Here is a 15,069-nt window from a genome sequence, read left to right on the forward strand (position 1 = left end):
AGATTGAGCGGAGGTGGGCGTATGTCGGCGACGAAGCTCCTGGTACTCGGTATCGTGCACCTCTCCGGCGGCGCGCATGGCTACCAGGTGCGGTCCGAACTGCAGAGCTGGGGTGCGGAGATTTGGGCCAAGATCAAGCCCGGCTCGATTTATCACGCGCTGAAGAAGGCGGCGGCTGATGGCCTCCTCACCGAACACGCCGAGCCGGGCAACTCCGGGCCGGAGCGCGTTTTGTACCGCGCGACAGCTCGGGGACGTGACGAGATAGTCGAACTGGTCCGCGACGGTCTGCGGCGCACCCATGACCCCACCATGCTCGACGCGGCCATCGCCATGTTGCCCATGCTGACCAGGACAGATGCCATCGCGCACGTTAACGAGCGGGTCGCGCGCCTGGAAGCGGAGCTCGTAGGGCAGGCCAAGGGGTGGGAGAACCCGAACCCCGACATTCCCGAACACGTCCGCGATCAGGCCGAACTGTGGGCGGGACACGCACGCACCGAACTGGAGTGGGCGAAGAGCCTGAGCAAACGACTGGCTGAGGGCGCCTACACCATGGCCGATGATCCGGGTTCGTGGCGAACGGTCCACGATCCCCTCAAGATGCGCTTCTAATCAAGCTTGACTAGACGTTTCCTCCTCGTGTACTCTGGCCAAGTAGTCAAACTTGACTAGCTCAACCAATCCGTTCGCAACACCGAGAGAAGGACTCGAACCCATGGGAAAGCTCGCGATCGAGACAAGCAGATTGAGCGGAGGTGGGCGTATGTCGGCGACGAAGCTCCTGGTACTCGGTATCGTGCACCTCTCCGGCGGCGCGCATGGCTACCAGGTGCGGTCCGAACTGCAGAGCTGGGGTGCGGAGATTTGGGCCAAGATCAAGCCCGGCTCGATTTATCACGCGCTGAAGAAGGCGGCGGCTGATGGCCTCCTCACCGAACACGCCGAGCCGGGCAACTCCGGGCCGGAGCGCGTTTTGTACCGCGCGACAGCTCGGGGACGTGACGAGATAGTCGAACTGGTCCGCGACGGTCTGCGGCGCACCCATGACCCCACCATGCTCGACGCGGCCATCGCCATGTTGCCCATGCTGACCAGGACAGATGCCATCGCGCACGTTAACGAGCGGGTCGCGCGCCTGGAAGCGGAGCTCGTAGGGCAGGCCAAGGGGTGGGAGAACCCGAACCCCGACATTCCCGAACACGTCCGCGATCAGGCCGAACTGTGGGCGGGACACGCACGCACCGAACTGGAGTGGGCGAAGAGCCTGAGCAAACGACTGGCTGAGGGCGCCTACACCATGGCCGATGATCCGGGTTCGTGGCGAACGGTCCACGATCCCCTCAAGATGCGCTTCTAATCAAGCTTGACTAGACGTTTCCTCCTCGTGTACTCTGGCCAAGTAGTCAAACTTGACTAGCTCAACCAATCCGTTCGCAACACCGAGAGAAGGACTCGAACCCATGGGAAAGCTCGCGATCGAGACGAGAGGGTTGAAGAAGAGCTTCGGCACGACCCACGCGGTCGCCGGTGTGGATCTGGCCGTGAGCGCCGGGGGCGTGTACGGCGTGCTCGGTCCGAACGGGGCGGGCAAGACCACCGCGATCCGCATGCTGGCCACGCTCCTGCGCCCCGACGCCGGAGAGGCGCAAGTGCTCGGCTACGACGTCGTGCGTGATGCGCGTTCGGTACGGACCCGGGTGAGCCTTACCGGGCAGTTCGCGTCGGTCGACGAGGACCTCACCGGGGTGGAGAACCTGTTGCTGCTCGCCAGGCTGCTCGGCTACTCACGCCGCCGAGGCAGGGAGCGGGCGGCCGACCTGCTCGACGCGTTCGGTCTTGCCGAGGCGGCTGACCGGCAGGTGAAGAAGTACTCCGGCGGGATGCGCCGGCGCATCGACATCGCGGCGAGCCTGGTCGTCACCCCCGAACTGATCTTCCTCGACGAGCCCACGACCGGGCTCGACCCGCGCAGCAGGAACCAGGTCTGGGAGATCGTCAGGGGCATGGTCGCCGAGGGCGCCACCGTGTTGCTGACCACGCAGTACCTCGACGAGGCCGACCAGCTGGCCGACCGGATAGCGGTGATCGACCACGGGAAGGTGGTCGCCGAGGGCTCGAGCGGCCAGCTCAAGGCATCGGTCGGCGCCGGCTCGCTGCACGTACGGCTACGTGCGCCCGAGCAGCGGGCCGAGGCAGAGCGGGTCCTCGCCGCTGCTCTCGAGGTGCAGGTCGAGCCGTCCGCCGACCCGGTCGCGCTGTCCGCGCGGATCTCCGACCCCGAGCGGGTCGCCCGCGCCCTGGCCGAGCTGTCCCGCGGCGGCATCGACGTCACCGAGTTCGCGCTCGGTCAGCCGAGCCTGGACGAGGTGTTTCTCGCCCTGACCGGACACGCCGCCGAGGAGACACCCAAGGAGGATGCCGCATGAATGCCACGTCCGCGGAGCAGGCGTCGGCGCCGGTCACCGAGGACGCGCTGCGCGGTGTGCTCTTGGCCGGTGAGCGCCCGCCCCGACCCGGTCCGGTGAGTACCTCGTTGACATTCGGCTGGCGCGCTTTGCTGAAGATCAAACACGTCCCGGAGCAGCTCGTCGACGTGACCATGTTCCCGATCATGTTCACGTTGATGTTCACCTACCTGTTCGGTGGCGCGCTCGCCGGGTCGACGCAGGAATACCTGCAGTTCCTATTGCCGGGCATCCTGGTGCAGGCGAACGTCATGATCACCATGAACACTGGTATTACGCTGAACACCGACATTCAGAAAGGCGTTTTCGACAGGTTCAGGTCGCTCCCGGTGTGGCGACCGTCGCCGCTGGTCGGCGCTCTGCTCGGCGATCTGGTGCGCTACTCGATCGGGTCGGCGATCGTCATCATGCTCGGCCTGGTCCTAGGGTTCCGGCCGGAGGGTGGCGCCGTCGGCGTGGTGCTGTCGGTGGTGCTGCTGCTGGTGTTCTCGTTCTGCCTGTCGTGGCTGTGGACGATGCTCAGCCTGATCCTGCGCACGCCGAACTCGGTGGCGGGGGTCAGCATGATGGTGATGTTCCCGCTGACGTTCGTGAGCAACATCTTCGTGGACCCAAAGACGATGCCCGGGTGGATGCAGGCGGTCATCGAGGTCAACCCGATCACCCACCTGGCGACCGTGGTACGCGGCCTGATGCACGGCTCGGTGCCCGCCGGGGAAATCGGCTGGGTGCTCGTCTCGTCCGTACTTCTCGTCGCGGTCTTCGGCCCCATCACCATGGTCCTCTACCGCAACAAAAAATAGATCCCGCTACCGCGAGCACTTGGTCGACATCAACTCCGACAACCCGGCTCACTCGGCCAACGCCATCACCGGTACCAGGCCCAGACACGACAAGGAGAGCCGAATGAGCACCATCCCCAAGAACAACTCGGAAACCGTTGCACACACGCCCGGGCGGGCGAGCAGCATCGGCGTCTGGATTCTGCAAGTCGTCCTGGCGGCGATAATCGCCGGCGGCGGAATCTCGAAGCTCGCCGGCGACCCGGTCATGGTGGACATATTCGCCGACATCGGGGCTGGCCAGTGGCTCCGGTACCTGGTCGGAGCGCTGGAGGTCGCGGGAGGGGTTGGACTTCTGATCCCGGCTCTGGCGGGCCTGGCCAGTCTCGGGTTGGCGGCATTGCTGACCGGTGCTGTCATCACCGATCAGTTCGTGCTCGAGCAGAGCCCTTGGCTGCCGCTCGCCTGTCTCGTCGTGGCGGTCGTGATCGCAAGGGCGCGGTGGTCGCGCACCGAGGCCGTCGTCGGCACGCTGCTCAGGCGCTGAGACAAACCTCTCGAACGGAGATGTGAGATGAACGAGATGGCCTTTCGCGTGACATCAAACGATGGCACCGCCATCGCCTACGACCGGAAGGGAAGCGGCCCGGCTGTCGTCCTGGTAGGCGGCGGACTGGACGACGGAGCCGAGAACGCTCCCTTGGTACCTGCTCTCGCCGAGCACTTCACGGTCTACAACTATGCCCGTCGGGGACGCGGCGCGAGCGGCTTCACCGAGCCCTACGCCGTGGAAAGGGAGATCGAGGACCTGGATGCGTTGATCGCGGAGGCGGGCGGCTCGGCACACCTGTTCGGGGCGTCCTCAGGTGGCGCGCTGGCGCTGGAAGCCGCCGCGGCCGGGTCAGCCATCGACACGATCGCCGTGTGGGAGGTGCCCTACGCGGTCGGAGACGACATACGCCCGCGATTCGAGGAGTACATCGCGGACACCCGACGCGCCTTCGACGCCGGGCGAGACGAGGAGGTTCTCGAACTGTTCATGCGCATGACCGGCGCCTCCGACGACAACATCGCGGCCAGGAAAGCGGCAGGCAAGCAGACGGCGCATTGGGCGCATTCGGTCGCCCTCGCGCCCACGCTGGTCCACGACAGCGTCTTCCTCAACCGCTACCAATTGCCGGCCGATCGACTGGCAACGGTCACCCAACCGGTCCTGGTCACCACCGGAGGACCGATCACGGCCCCCTATATGGCAGGCCTGCCCGCGGACTTCTTCGACCGCACAGCCGACGAGCTTGCAGACCTACTACCCCACGCTCAACGGGAGACCCTCGAGGGGACGGATCACGTCGTCGACCCACAGACCGTCGGCCCGCTGTTGCTACGGTTCTTCAGCAGCGAACACTGAGGGGCCCGCGAGGTGTTGCGGGAAGACCGATTAGGCACCGCGCAAGCAGATCTTCGTCGCGCCAGGGACACGGGGCGGACAGGTGGTGTCGAGGTTGATGTCGTCGGCGGCATCACAGGCCTGATCCTGGGCGTGCTCGTCACCACGCAAGGCCGGGCCGTCGTACTGACCTGGGCTTCAGTGGGACTCGACCTGGCCTACTCGCTGCTCATCGGCTCCGTCGTCGGTCGTACCCCGCACTCCGGGCCGACTCAGTACCGCCCACCGAAGCCCTGCGCAGCACATGACCAGGCACCTCGGTAGGGCCAGTGATTCCGGGCTGTGGTCGCATGCGGTCACCGTTCCCGGGCGGTGGCCCGGTGCCGAAAGTCGTGCCCACGGCGTGCTCACGTCAGGAGTGCCACCGATGACGCAGCCGCGTTCCCGGGTCGACCTGTACGCGGCGATCCGACGGGATGCCCGATCTGGGATGTCCAACCGCGCGCTGCAGCGCAAGCACGGCGTCGGCTTCCGAACCGTGACAGCGGCGCTGGAATCTGCATGGCCGAAGGAGAGAAAGCAACCGCCCAAACGCGGCTCACGGCTTGACGCGTACCGAGTGGTGATCGACGACTGGCTGCGCTCGGACCTCGACGCGCCGCGGAAGCAGCGACACACGGCGAAGCGGATCTTCGATCGACTGCTTGACGAACATGACGGGGCCGGGGTGGTGTCGTACTGGATGGTCCGCGAGTACGTCGCCACCCGACGCCGTGAGATTCGCGACGAGGTCGGACGGGAACCTGCCAACGCGTTCATCCCGCAAGAGCACCTCCCGGGCCGCGAGGCCGAGGTTGACTTCGGCGACGTCGCCATCCGCCTGCGCGGCGAGCTCGTAACCTGCGCGCTGTTCAGCCTTCGGCTCTCCTACTCGGGCAAGGCCGTGCACAGGGTCAGTGCCTCGGCTGGGCAGGAAGCCTTTCTTCGAGGGTCACGTCCACGCCTTCAACGTGCTCGGCGGGGTGCCGACCGGGAAGATCCGCTACGACAACCTCAAGGCCGCCGTCGCGAGCGTGATCGGGTTCTCCCGCCAGCGGGTCGAGGCCGACAGGTGGACCGCCGTCCGTTCCCACTACGGCATCGAAGCCTTCTATTGCCAGCCCGGAATCCAAGGTGCGCACGAGAAGGGCGGCGTCGAGGGGCAGATCGGCTGGTTCCGACGCAACCACCTCGTCCCCATCCCAGAAGTCGACTCCCTCGCCGAGCTCAACGCTATGGTCGACGCCTGGGACGAAGCCGACGACGCCCGGCGGATCGGGTCCCGCGCCCGCACGGTCGGGGAACACTTCGCCACCGAGCAGCCACTCCTCGCGCCCCTTCCGACCGAGCCGTTCGAGACCGGCCGCTGGTTCACCCCGCGCGTGGACCGGTACGCCCAGGTCACGGTCCGGATGAACAAGTACTCCGTGCCCGCGCGCATGGTCGGCCGTCAAGCCCGGGTGCTCCTGAACGCCAGCGACCTGGTCGTGTTCGACGGCAGGACCGAGATCGCCCGCCACGAACGGCTCATGACCAAGGGCTCGACCCGGGTCGACCTGGACCACTATCTCGAGGTCCTCCTCCGCAAACCGGGCGCGCTACCCGGTGCGAAAGCGCTGGAGCAGGCCAGGGCATCCGGGCGGTTCACGCCCGTTCACGACGCCTGGTGGGCCGCGGCCTGCAAGGCCCACGGTGACGCCGACGGCACCCGTGCCCTCATTGAGGTCCTGATGCTGCACCGGCACCTTCCACACGACCACGTCGTCGCCGGACTCGCGACGGCGCTGCGTGCAGGCGCGCTCACCGCGGACGCTGTCGCGTTGGAAGCGCGCAAGTACAACGACACAGCAGATGGCGGAGCCGACGACACGACAGCGGACCACCAGTCCCTGATGAGCGGCGACAGGGCACGCGGAGAAGGCGAGATCCCTGCCGTGCGATCGCTGACCGAGCGCCGGCTCCGCGCCCACATCCCGGCCGACACTCGGCCGCTGCCGAGCGTGGAGAAGTACGACCAGCTGTTGGCCAGCCGACGTGACACCCCGAACGAAGGAGCCGCACCGTGACCACCAAGCGCCGTGGAATGACCGAAGAAGCAGCCGACGCCGCGATCGACCAAGCGTGCCGGATGCTGCGAATGCCCACCATCCGCAACTCCTTCACCGACTACGCCGACCGGGCAGGGCGTGAGCAGATGTCTTACCGCGGGTTCCTCGCCGAACTATTGCTCGCCGAGTGCGACGATCGCGCCCGACGCCGGTCCGAACGCCGGATCAAGGCCGCCAAGTTCCCCCGCGAGAAGTCCCTGCGGGCCTTCGACTTCGACGCCAACCCCAACATCGATCCCGCCGTGATCCACACCCTCGCCAAGTGCGAATGGGTCCAGAAGGGACAGCCGCTGTGTCTGATCGGGGACTCCGGCACCGGCAAGTCCCATCTGCTGATCGCACTCGGCACCGAGGCCGCCATGGCCGGCTACCGGGTCAAGTACACCCTGGCGACCCAGCTTGCCAACGAGCTCGTCGAGGCCGCCGACGAGATGACGCTGGCGAAGACCATCGCCCGCTACGGCCGCGTCGACCTGCTGTGCATCGACGAACTCGGCTACATGCAACTCGACCGCCGCGGCGCGGAACTCCTCTTCCAGGTCCTCACCGAGCGTGAGGAGAAGGCCTCGGTCGCGATCGCGTCCAATGAGTCCTTCGGCGGCTGGACCAAGACCTTCACCGACCCCCGGCTATGCGCAGCCATCGTCGACCGACTCACCTTCGGCAGCACCATCCTCGAGACCGGCACCGACTCCTACCGTCTGGCCCAAGCCACAAAGCAGCGGACAACCTGACACCCGTCGGGCGCGGAAGCGGTGTCGACGCAAACCAACATCCGCGGCACCGACACGTGCCCGGCGGTGTCAGAACTCGCCAACAAGCGGTGTCGGACGAAACCTCCGCAGTCACCCGCCAGTTCCTCGACCGACAGGAACCAGGAACCGACGGCAGACAGCCGCCACGGGATTGTTTTGGTGAGCCTGGGTACCGGAGTCGGAGTGTTCGCGAACCGCTCGCTGCTGCCGAGGAGGTGCGTTCCATGAGTCGTACTGTGGCCGACGTGATGACGACGGAGGTGGTGACTCTTCCTGCCACCGCCCGGGTACGCGAAGCGGCCCAAGCGATGAGGGACCACGATATCGGCGATGTGGTCGTTCTCGGGGACGCCGCCATCAGCGGCATCCTCACCGACCGCGACATCGTCGTTCGCGCTGTAGCGAGTGAGATGGACGCCCAAAAGGCGCTCATCGGCACGATCCACAGCGCGAACCTCGAGACCGTACAACCAGACACGAGCGTTGATGACGCGGTCGCGCTGATGCGCGACCGCGCGGTACGACGCCTCCCGGTCGTGGACGCCGATGGGCGTCCAGTGGGAGTTGTGTCGATCGGCGACTTGGCCAGGATGGAGGACCCACAATCCGCGCTAGCGGACATCAGCAAGGCGCCGCCGAACGAATGACCCGAACATCGGCTCCTTTCTCCGATGCTATGCATCCCGGGTTCGATGCCATCCGTCACCCGCTGACTAACCACCGTCGGCACAGATCGTCACACCACGGACTCCAACTGGGCCATGCGGGCTTCGAGTATCCGCTTCACCAGCGGCCGGTCGGCATGCTCAGACTCGTACGCCGAGAGCTGTCGCAGCTCGTCGTGGTTCAACCGCATGATCACCTGCTGAAGCGTCTCGATAGAGATCTGGTCGTAGTCCACTACTGGCAGGCGTTCGTCGCGACTCACATCTCCACCTTCTGGACGTCCCGCCCCGGTCGAAACAGTTACCCGCCAAGCGCGAGCGCACACCCGTGGTACGCGGTCTCATCCTCTGGTCACACGCCACGACTGTGCTCTACTCGTGTGATATGCGCGGCTCCGCCGGATAGGCGTGAGCATGACTGATCCCACGGACGTTGAGCGGAACGACGAGCGGCTCAGCGACGACCGCTCGGGTGAACGGTATGCCGCTTACGATGAAGGCATCGCACCGTCGGCGACCCGTTTGCGACGACAGTCGTGTATGGGACTTATCCAGGCAGGACGTCGCGTTCGCCATTCCGCAGTGGCCGCGCTGCCTGTCTACCTGTCGTGGCATGCATCGATTCATAATTGACCCGCTGCGATCGTCATCGTCGGGTCGAGTATGCACGATTACGAATGACACTGTGGGATGTATCGTTGCACGTGGATAGCATCGTTGGGCGGTAGCGGCACATGGCGACGCAGGGTTGCGCCTGTGTCCCCTGGGTTCCGCCCTGGTCGAGGTGTTCAGGGAGCCGCTCGTGGCCAGTATGAAGGATGTCGCCCGTAGTGCCGGGGTGTCGGTCAGTACGGTGTCCAACGTGCTGAACCGGCCGGACTACGTGTCGTCGGCCAACCGGCTGAAGGTGCTCGACGCCATCGCCAGGCTGGGATATGTCCGGAACAACGCCGCTCGTCAGCTCAGGGTCGGGCGGACGAGGACGGTAGGCCTGGTCGTGCTGAACATCGCGAACCCGTTCTTCATCGACGTGATTCGCGGGGTCGAGGAGACGCTGAGCCGGGTCGGCCATTCGGTGATCCTGTGCAACAGCGATGGCCGGCCGCCGCGGGAGGAGTCCAATGTCGAGATGCTCGGGGAGCAGCAGGTTCAGGGTGTGCTGATCTCGCCGGTCGATCCGGGCAGTCCGTGGCTGGCCAAGTTGGCCGATCGCGGCGTGCCGGTCGTGTTGCTGGACAGCCGCGCAGCGGGCACCGAGCAGTGTTCGGTGTCGGTCGACGACGTGCTGGGCGGCAGGCTGGCGGCGAGCCATCTGCTCGAGCAGGGGCATGAGCGGCTGGTCTACGTGTCCGGGCCGCCGCTGTTGCACCAGGTGACGGAGCGGCGGGAGGGCGTACTCGCGGCGATGGCGGAGGCCGGTGTTCCCGCCGATCGGTTGACCGTCATCGAGTGCACGGAGCTGAGTTTCGGCGCCGGGTGCGACGCCGGCGAGCGGCTGCTGGGTCTTCGACCGCGCCCGACCGCGGTGATCTGCGCCAACGACCTGCTGGCGTTGGGGGTGCTGCAGGTGATGTTCGCCAACGGTGTCTCGGTTCCGGGTGACGTGGCGTTGGTCGGGTACGACGACATCGACTTCGCCGCCGGCTCCGCGGTGCCGCTGACATCGGTCCGGCAGCCTCGGTACGAGCTGGGTGAGGTCGCGGCGAAGCTGCTGCTGGACGAGGTCGATGGCGCCGGCGAGCACGCGCACCGCCAGATCGTGATGACCCCGGAACTCGTGGTTCGCGCGTCGAGCTCGTCTGCCCATGCGACCTGGTCGCGGAGCAGGTCGTCGAGCAAGCGACGTTGACCCGCTCGATGTCGTCACTCCGATACGTCGAGCAGCTCCCCGAACCTGGAGACCATGTCGAGCTCTCGCACCCGCCAGGCCTCGCCGGTTCCGGTGTGCTCGACCATTCCCAGCGTGTCGGTGAACGGGTCGCCGACTTGATGGAGCCGGGCTCGAAGCTCGGCCGCGAGAGTGCCGCGGACGTCAGCGTGGTCGGGTGAGTGGATGAGGTTCGCCTGCTGCCAGGGGTCGGCGTCGTTGTCGAAGAGAAGCCACGGTGTGCGCTCGACGGTCTCGGCATAGGTCCACCGTCGTGATCGCAGTCCGCGCCATTCCGGGACTCCTTGCAACAGCGCTTCGTCGAACCGGCACTGGTTCATGATGAGGACGGCGTCATCCCCGCGCTCGCCGTCACTCAGGCCTGGCAGTAGGCTCCGGCCATGCACGTCGCCCGGCTCCAGGCCGGCGAGGTCCAGTAACGTCGGGACCAGGTCCGCGGTGGAGCACGGTGCATCGTAGGTGCGGCCGGCGGGCAGCAGTTCCCGGCAGCGCAGGATGAGGGGGACGTGGATGGCCTCCTCGTAGGGCAGTTGCTTCTTCATCCAGCCGTGGGCCCAGAGCATGTCGCCGTGGTCGGAGGTGAAGACGACGATGGTGTCGCGCTCCCGGTCCAGCCGGTCGAGTTCGCGAAGGAGCCGCCCGACCTGATCGTCGAGGGCGGAGATGGCCGCGTAGTACGACCGGAGCGTCTCGCGGGGCTCAAGGTCGCGGGCCAGCGGATTGCCATCGGCCGAGAGCAGATTCGGCGGCAGGCTGACGCGTTCCGGGTCGTAGCGCCGGCGGTATTCCTCCGGCACCTGGTCGTACGGGTCGTGCGGGGGACCCCACGACAGGAAGAGCGCGAACGAGTCGTCATCGGCCAGCGACCGGAGGAACTCGACGGCCAGGCCCGTCTGGACGACCGGCTCGTACCCGTCGGCCACTATAGGAACCGGATCGTCGCGATAGTAGGTGGGATTGAAGTAGTCGTGCGCGCAGTTGTAGGCCGCCCAGTACTGGAAGCCGTGGCGGCGCTCACCGGGCGGGGTGAATCTGCTCCGCGGCACGCCATCGAGGTGCCACTTGCCGACGTAGCCGGTGCGGTATCCGGCGTCGCGCAGCGTCCGGCCGATCGACGGCACGTCGGCGTACATCGGCATGTCGTTCGCGATGGCGCCGTGCCCGTGTGGGAACAGGCCGGTCAGCAGGGTCCCGCGGTTCGGCGTGCAGACGGGTGAGTTCGCGTAGGCGCGGCTGGCCACGACGCCCTCATCGGCGAGGCGATCGACCCACGGCGTTCGCACGACCGGGCTTCCCATACAGCCCAGATCGCGGCCGCGCAGCTGGTCGGCGAACAAGAACAACACGCTCGGTCGTCGTTGGCTCATCGACATGTTCTCCCTGGTGAGGCGGCACGGCTGGCAGGGCGCTCCGGCCACGTACATCAAGATCATATGTAACGATTCATAGAATTACTAGCCAGTGTGTTGACCATCTATGAGGCGGCACCCTAGCATCCACATGAATCGTTGCATACGACGGAGTGGAGTGGCGCCGTGGCTGGAGTCGCAGGTGTACGGGGTGGCCGTGGGCCCGTCGGGTACCTGGCCTCGGGTCGTGACGGCGCCCCACCCGCGTTGACCGCCAGCCTGCGCCGCCCGGAACGTCCCCGCCCACCGTCGCGGACCGCGCTGACCGGTTGCCTTCGTTTCGTGTGCCGAGGCGCCGCCGTCTTCGAACCGTTGAACACGATCCGCTCTGGGCATGGAAGGACTCGACGATGACTCACAACAGGCGCTATCGGGCGGCGTGCTCGGCGCTTCTCGGCGCCACCATGCTGGTCCTCGCTGCATGCGGTGGCGGTGAAGACGGCGGCGAGACCTCGGCCGGCCGTGACGATGAGATCACGGTGTGGAAGTTCGGCAGTCCGCAGCATGAGCGGGACTACTACCTCGAGCGCAACCAGGAGTTCGAGGCGCAGAGCGGCCTCACGGTGACGACCGAGTTCTTCGACTGGGACGACCGGCACCAGCAGGTGGCGCTGGCCAACGGCTCGGACAACCTGCCCGACATCGTCGTGATCGAGAACTCGATGCTCGCCGAGCTGGCGACGCAGGACGTCATCGTGCCCATCGCCGAGCTCACCGACGACGCCGAGGGGCGCGTGGCGGACTGGTCGGCGAACTACGTCCAGAGCTTTTGGGATCTCGGCGCCTACGACGGGCAGCTCTACGGCTTCTCGCCCTACGTCGACCTGAGCCCCATGCTGATCTACAACGAGCGGATGCTCGCCGAGGCAGGGGTCGAGCCGCCACAGACCTGGTCGGAACTGGTCGACGCGGCCGAGGCACTGTCGGCCGACGGCCGATACGGCATCGCGTTCGGCAGCCGCGACACGCTCGACGTCGACATCCTCGAGTCCATCGCGTACATGAACGGCGCCCGCTGGACCGACCCGGAGAGCGGCGAGCCGGCCGTGGCCGAGGACGGCTGGGCCGACACCCTGCAGTTCATGCGCGACCTGGCCCAGTACGCCCCGCCCGGAGTGACCGACCAGAACTTCCGCGACTCCTTGCAGCTGTTCTACAACGAGCAGGCCGCCATGGTGATCACCAAGTCGTTTGCGCCCGTGATCGCGCAGGACTACGACGTCCCGGCCGACTTTCCCGACGCGGTGGTCGAGTTCCCCCGGCCGGATTCCGTCACCGGATCGTTCGAGGCGACCAACTTCGTCGGCCAGGCCGCCTTCCTGTTCACTCCCACCCGCCAGGTGAACGACGCCGACGCGGTTCTCGACTACCTCGAGTTCTGGGCCCAGCCCGAGCAGCAGGCCGGCTGGGATGGCTCGGTGATCGCGGGCCGGGTCCCAGCAGCGCAGGATGTGCTGCACAGCGACGTCTGGGCGCAGCAGTACCCGGCGTTGGCCGCCCGCGCCGACCAGGTCTTCGCCGCAGTCGAGCCGCTGCCGGTCTTCCCCGGCCACGCCTCGGCGCAGGAGGACCTACGGGAGGCGTTCCAGGCCGTGCTGCTCGGCAGCCTCGACCCGGCCGATGCCGCTGAGTCCGTGGACGGTGCGGTGCAGTGACCCAGCTCGAAACCCGCTCATCGCCGGCCACCCGGCAGGATTCCGGCGGCGGCCACCGCCGGGGCGGGGAGTGGCTTTTCCACGCCATCGGCCTGCTGCCCGGCCTCCTGCTGATCGTCGCCGTCGTCGTGTTCTCGCTGTACTTCCTCGTCGACCTGTCCCTACGCGACACCACGACCTACGACATGTTCGGCGGCGAGCACGTCGGTCTGGCCACGATCGAGGACACTCTCACGTCCGATGCCACGCTGACCGCGCTGAAGAACTCCGTTATCTGGATCGGCGGATCGGTCGCGCTGATCATGCTGTTGGGTGTCCCGCTCGGGAACCTGCTCAGCCGTGAGACGCTCCCGGTCCGGATCACCCGCGCGTTCATGCTCGTCCCCTGGGTGCTGCCGGGCATCGTCGTGGCCGCCGTCTGGCGCTGGGGCCTGTCCAGCGATACCGGGTTCATCAACGACGCCCTGGTCCGGGTCGGCCTGCTCGACCAGGGCCACCCATGGCTCGGTGACCCTGAGACGGCGCTGTGGGCGGTTATGGCCGTGATGGTGTGGCGGCTGTTCACGCTGGTCGGTCTGGTGATCGGAGCCGCGATCCAGACCATCGACACCGCCGTCGAGGAGGCGGCCGCCGTCGACGGCGCCAGCCGGTGGCAGCTGTTCTTCAGGATCCGCATCCCGATGGTCAGCCAGCACATCCTGACCATGGCGCTGCTCACCGCGATCTGGGTGGCCAACAACCTCGTGTTCGTCCACGCGATGACCGGGGGCGGCCCGGTGGACTCCACGCTGATCCTGCCGGTCCACATCATGGAGCTCGGCTTCACCGACTTCGACCTCAGCGCGGCGGCCGTCGTCTCGCTCGTCAACGTCGTGCTGCTGCTTGTCTTCGCGTCGCTGTACTTCCGGGCATCCGGCCTGCTCCGGAGTGGAAAGGGTCAGAACTGATGGCCACGTCGACGAACACCGCGCCGCGACGACCGGCACGCATCGTCTCGCCGGTCCGGCGACGTCGCGCCGGAGCGGGTGTCAGCCGCCTCGGCGAGACCCTGCTGTGCCTGGCCATCCTGGGCTGCGTCCTCCTCCCCGTGGTGTGGCTGCTGCTGCTCTCGGTCAAGCCGCTCGGCGAGACCTACGCGTTGCCCGTGCAGTGGTGGCCGCAAGCCCCGACCTTCGAGGCCTACCGGCAGGTCTGGTTCAGCGAGGGCGTGGGCGCGCAGTGGCTGCGGTTCCTGCTCAACACGTCGATAGTGGCCGTCGTCGTATCCGTGCTGACGTCCGGGATCGGCATGTACATGGGGTACGTACTGGCCCGCGTGGCCAAGCGCTGGGTCGTCGGCGTGCTGATGCTCATCATCGTCGTCCAGCTCCTCGAAGGCCCGGCGCTGGTCGTCCCGATCTACGTCCTCACGCACGCCATCGGGCTGCACGACACCCTCATCGGCTACATGCTGGCGCTGCTGGTGTTCATGCTCCCGTTCGGCACACTCATCAACTACAACTACGCCCGGACCGTGCCGCTCGAACTCGAAGAGGCCGGCCGCATCGACGGAGCGAACCGCTGGCAGATCTTCGCCCGCATCTTCGTCCCGCTGTCTCGACCTGGCCTCATCACCACGGGCCTGATGACCTTCCTGCTCACGTGGGGCGAATACCCACTCTCGCTCATCCTGCTGGAGTCCAGTTCCAACCACACCGTCGCGCGCGGTCTGTACGACCTCATCTCCGGCCTGAACGTCTACTGGAACCAGATGGCCGCCGCGGCGGTCATCGTCTCCATTCCCGTACTCGCCGTCCTCATCCTCGCCCAGCGCTACCTCGTCCGCGGCCTCATGAGCGGCGCGTCGAAGGGCTAGCAGCGCGTCGGCAGTGCCGATCGAACTCAGAACGTGACGGACCGTTCGCCTCAACGAA

General features: G+C 66.7%; 14 protein-coding genes and 1 pseudogene. 13 read left to right on the forward strand and 2 right to left on the reverse strand.

Annotated elements, in window-relative coordinates; translation table 11 throughout:
* Positions 1-21 precede the first annotated feature (21 nt).
* From E1269_RS03140 to E1269_RS03180, 9 genes and pseudogenes are all read left to right on the forward strand, one after another.
* Positions 22-615: a PadR family transcriptional regulator gene (locus E1269_RS03140; protein WP_131891096.1), complete on the forward strand. Its 594-nt coding sequence runs from the start codon at positions 22-24 to the stop codon at positions 613-615.
* 151 nt (positions 616-766) lie between these two features.
* The gene (locus E1269_RS03145; RefSeq protein ID WP_131891096.1) at positions 767-1,360 is read left to right on the forward strand and encodes a PadR family transcriptional regulator; all 594 of its coding nucleotides are present in this window, start codon (positions 767-769) and stop codon (positions 1,358-1,360) included.
* Positions 1,361-1,463: 103 nt separating this feature from the next.
* Positions 1,464-2,429: an ATP-binding cassette domain-containing protein gene (locus E1269_RS03150; protein ID WP_131891102.1), complete on the forward strand. Its 966-nt coding sequence runs from the start codon at positions 1,464-1,466 to the stop codon at positions 2,427-2,429.
* Positions 2,426-3,271: an ABC transporter permease gene (locus E1269_RS03155; RefSeq protein ID WP_131891104.1), complete on the forward strand. Its 846-nt coding sequence runs from the start codon at positions 2,426-2,428 to the stop codon at positions 3,269-3,271. Before E1269_RS03150 ends, E1269_RS03155 begins: the two co-directional genes overlap by 4 nt.
* Before the next feature lie 103 nt (positions 3,272-3,374).
* Complete coding sequence (locus E1269_RS03160; protein ID WP_131891107.1) at positions 3,375-3,797, forward strand: DoxX family protein; 423 nt, start codon at positions 3,375-3,377, stop codon at positions 3,795-3,797.
* Positions 3,798-3,824: 27 nt separating this feature from the next.
* On the forward strand, positions 3,825-4,658 hold the full coding sequence (locus tag E1269_RS03165; RefSeq protein ID WP_131891111.1) for an alpha/beta fold hydrolase: 834 nt from the start codon (positions 3,825-3,827) through the stop codon (positions 4,656-4,658).
* A 406-nt stretch (positions 4,659-5,064) separates the two neighbouring features.
* Positions 5,065-6,742: pseudogene (gene istA, locus E1269_RS03170) on the forward strand (IS21 family transposase).
* The gene (gene istB, locus E1269_RS03175; protein WP_131891114.1) at positions 6,739-7,518 is read left to right on the forward strand and encodes an IS21-like element helper ATPase IstB; all 780 of its coding nucleotides are present in this window, start codon (positions 6,739-6,741) and stop codon (positions 7,516-7,518) included. Before istA ends, istB begins: the two are co-directional and overlap by 4 nt.
* Before the next feature lie 245 nt (positions 7,519-7,763).
* Positions 7,764-8,186 (forward strand): CBS domain-containing protein, encoded by a 423-nt coding sequence (locus E1269_RS03180; RefSeq protein ID WP_131891117.1) that lies wholly within the window; start codon positions 7,764-7,766, stop codon positions 8,184-8,186.
* An 89-nt stretch (positions 8,187-8,275) separates the two neighbouring features.
* On the opposite strand, the gene E1269_RS03185 is transcribed toward E1269_RS03180, so the two are convergent.
* Positions 8,276-8,467: a hypothetical protein gene (locus E1269_RS03185; RefSeq protein ID WP_131891120.1), complete on the reverse strand. Its 192-nt coding sequence runs from the start codon at positions 8,465-8,467 to the stop codon at positions 8,276-8,278.
* Between the two features lie 548 nt (positions 8,468-9,015).
* Between E1269_RS03185 and E1269_RS03190 the strand changes: the two genes are divergently transcribed.
* The gene (locus E1269_RS03190) at positions 9,016-10,053 is read left to right on the forward strand and encodes a LacI family DNA-binding transcriptional regulator (RefSeq protein WP_131891695.1); all 1,038 of its coding nucleotides are present in this window, start codon (positions 9,016-9,018) and stop codon (positions 10,051-10,053) included.
* Between the two features lie 14 nt (positions 10,054-10,067).
* On the opposite strand, the gene E1269_RS03195 is transcribed toward E1269_RS03190, so the two are convergent.
* The gene (locus E1269_RS03195) at positions 10,068-11,459 is read right to left on the reverse strand and encodes a sulfatase family protein (protein ID WP_162606207.1); all 1,392 of its coding nucleotides are present in this window, start codon (positions 11,457-11,459) and stop codon (positions 10,068-10,070) included.
* 392 nt (positions 11,460-11,851) lie between these two features.
* Between E1269_RS03195 and E1269_RS03200 the strand changes: the two genes are divergently transcribed.
* The 3 genes from E1269_RS03200 to E1269_RS03210 are packed head-to-tail and all read left to right on the forward strand — an operon-like array spanning position 11,852 to position 15,011.
* Complete coding sequence (locus tag E1269_RS03200) at positions 11,852-13,156, forward strand: ABC transporter substrate-binding protein (RefSeq protein WP_131891126.1); 1,305 nt, start codon at positions 11,852-11,854, stop codon at positions 13,154-13,156.
* A complete protein-coding gene (locus E1269_RS03205; RefSeq protein WP_131891129.1) occupies positions 13,153-14,103 on the forward strand; it encodes a carbohydrate ABC transporter permease in 951 nt (316 codons plus the stop codon). Before E1269_RS03200 ends, E1269_RS03205 begins: the two co-directional genes overlap by 4 nt.
* The gene (locus E1269_RS03210) at positions 14,103-15,011 is read left to right on the forward strand and encodes a carbohydrate ABC transporter permease (RefSeq protein WP_131891132.1); all 909 of its coding nucleotides are present in this window, start codon (positions 14,103-14,105) and stop codon (positions 15,009-15,011) included. Before E1269_RS03205 ends, E1269_RS03210 begins: the two co-directional genes overlap by 1 nt.
* The last annotated feature ends 58 nt before the right edge of the window (positions 15,012-15,069 follow it).

Origin of the sequence: Jiangella asiatica, from assembly GCF_004349065.1 — a bacterium.
In the GTDB taxonomy this organism is placed as follows: Bacteria; Actinomycetota; Actinomycetes; order Jiangellales; family Jiangellaceae; genus Jiangella; species Jiangella asiatica.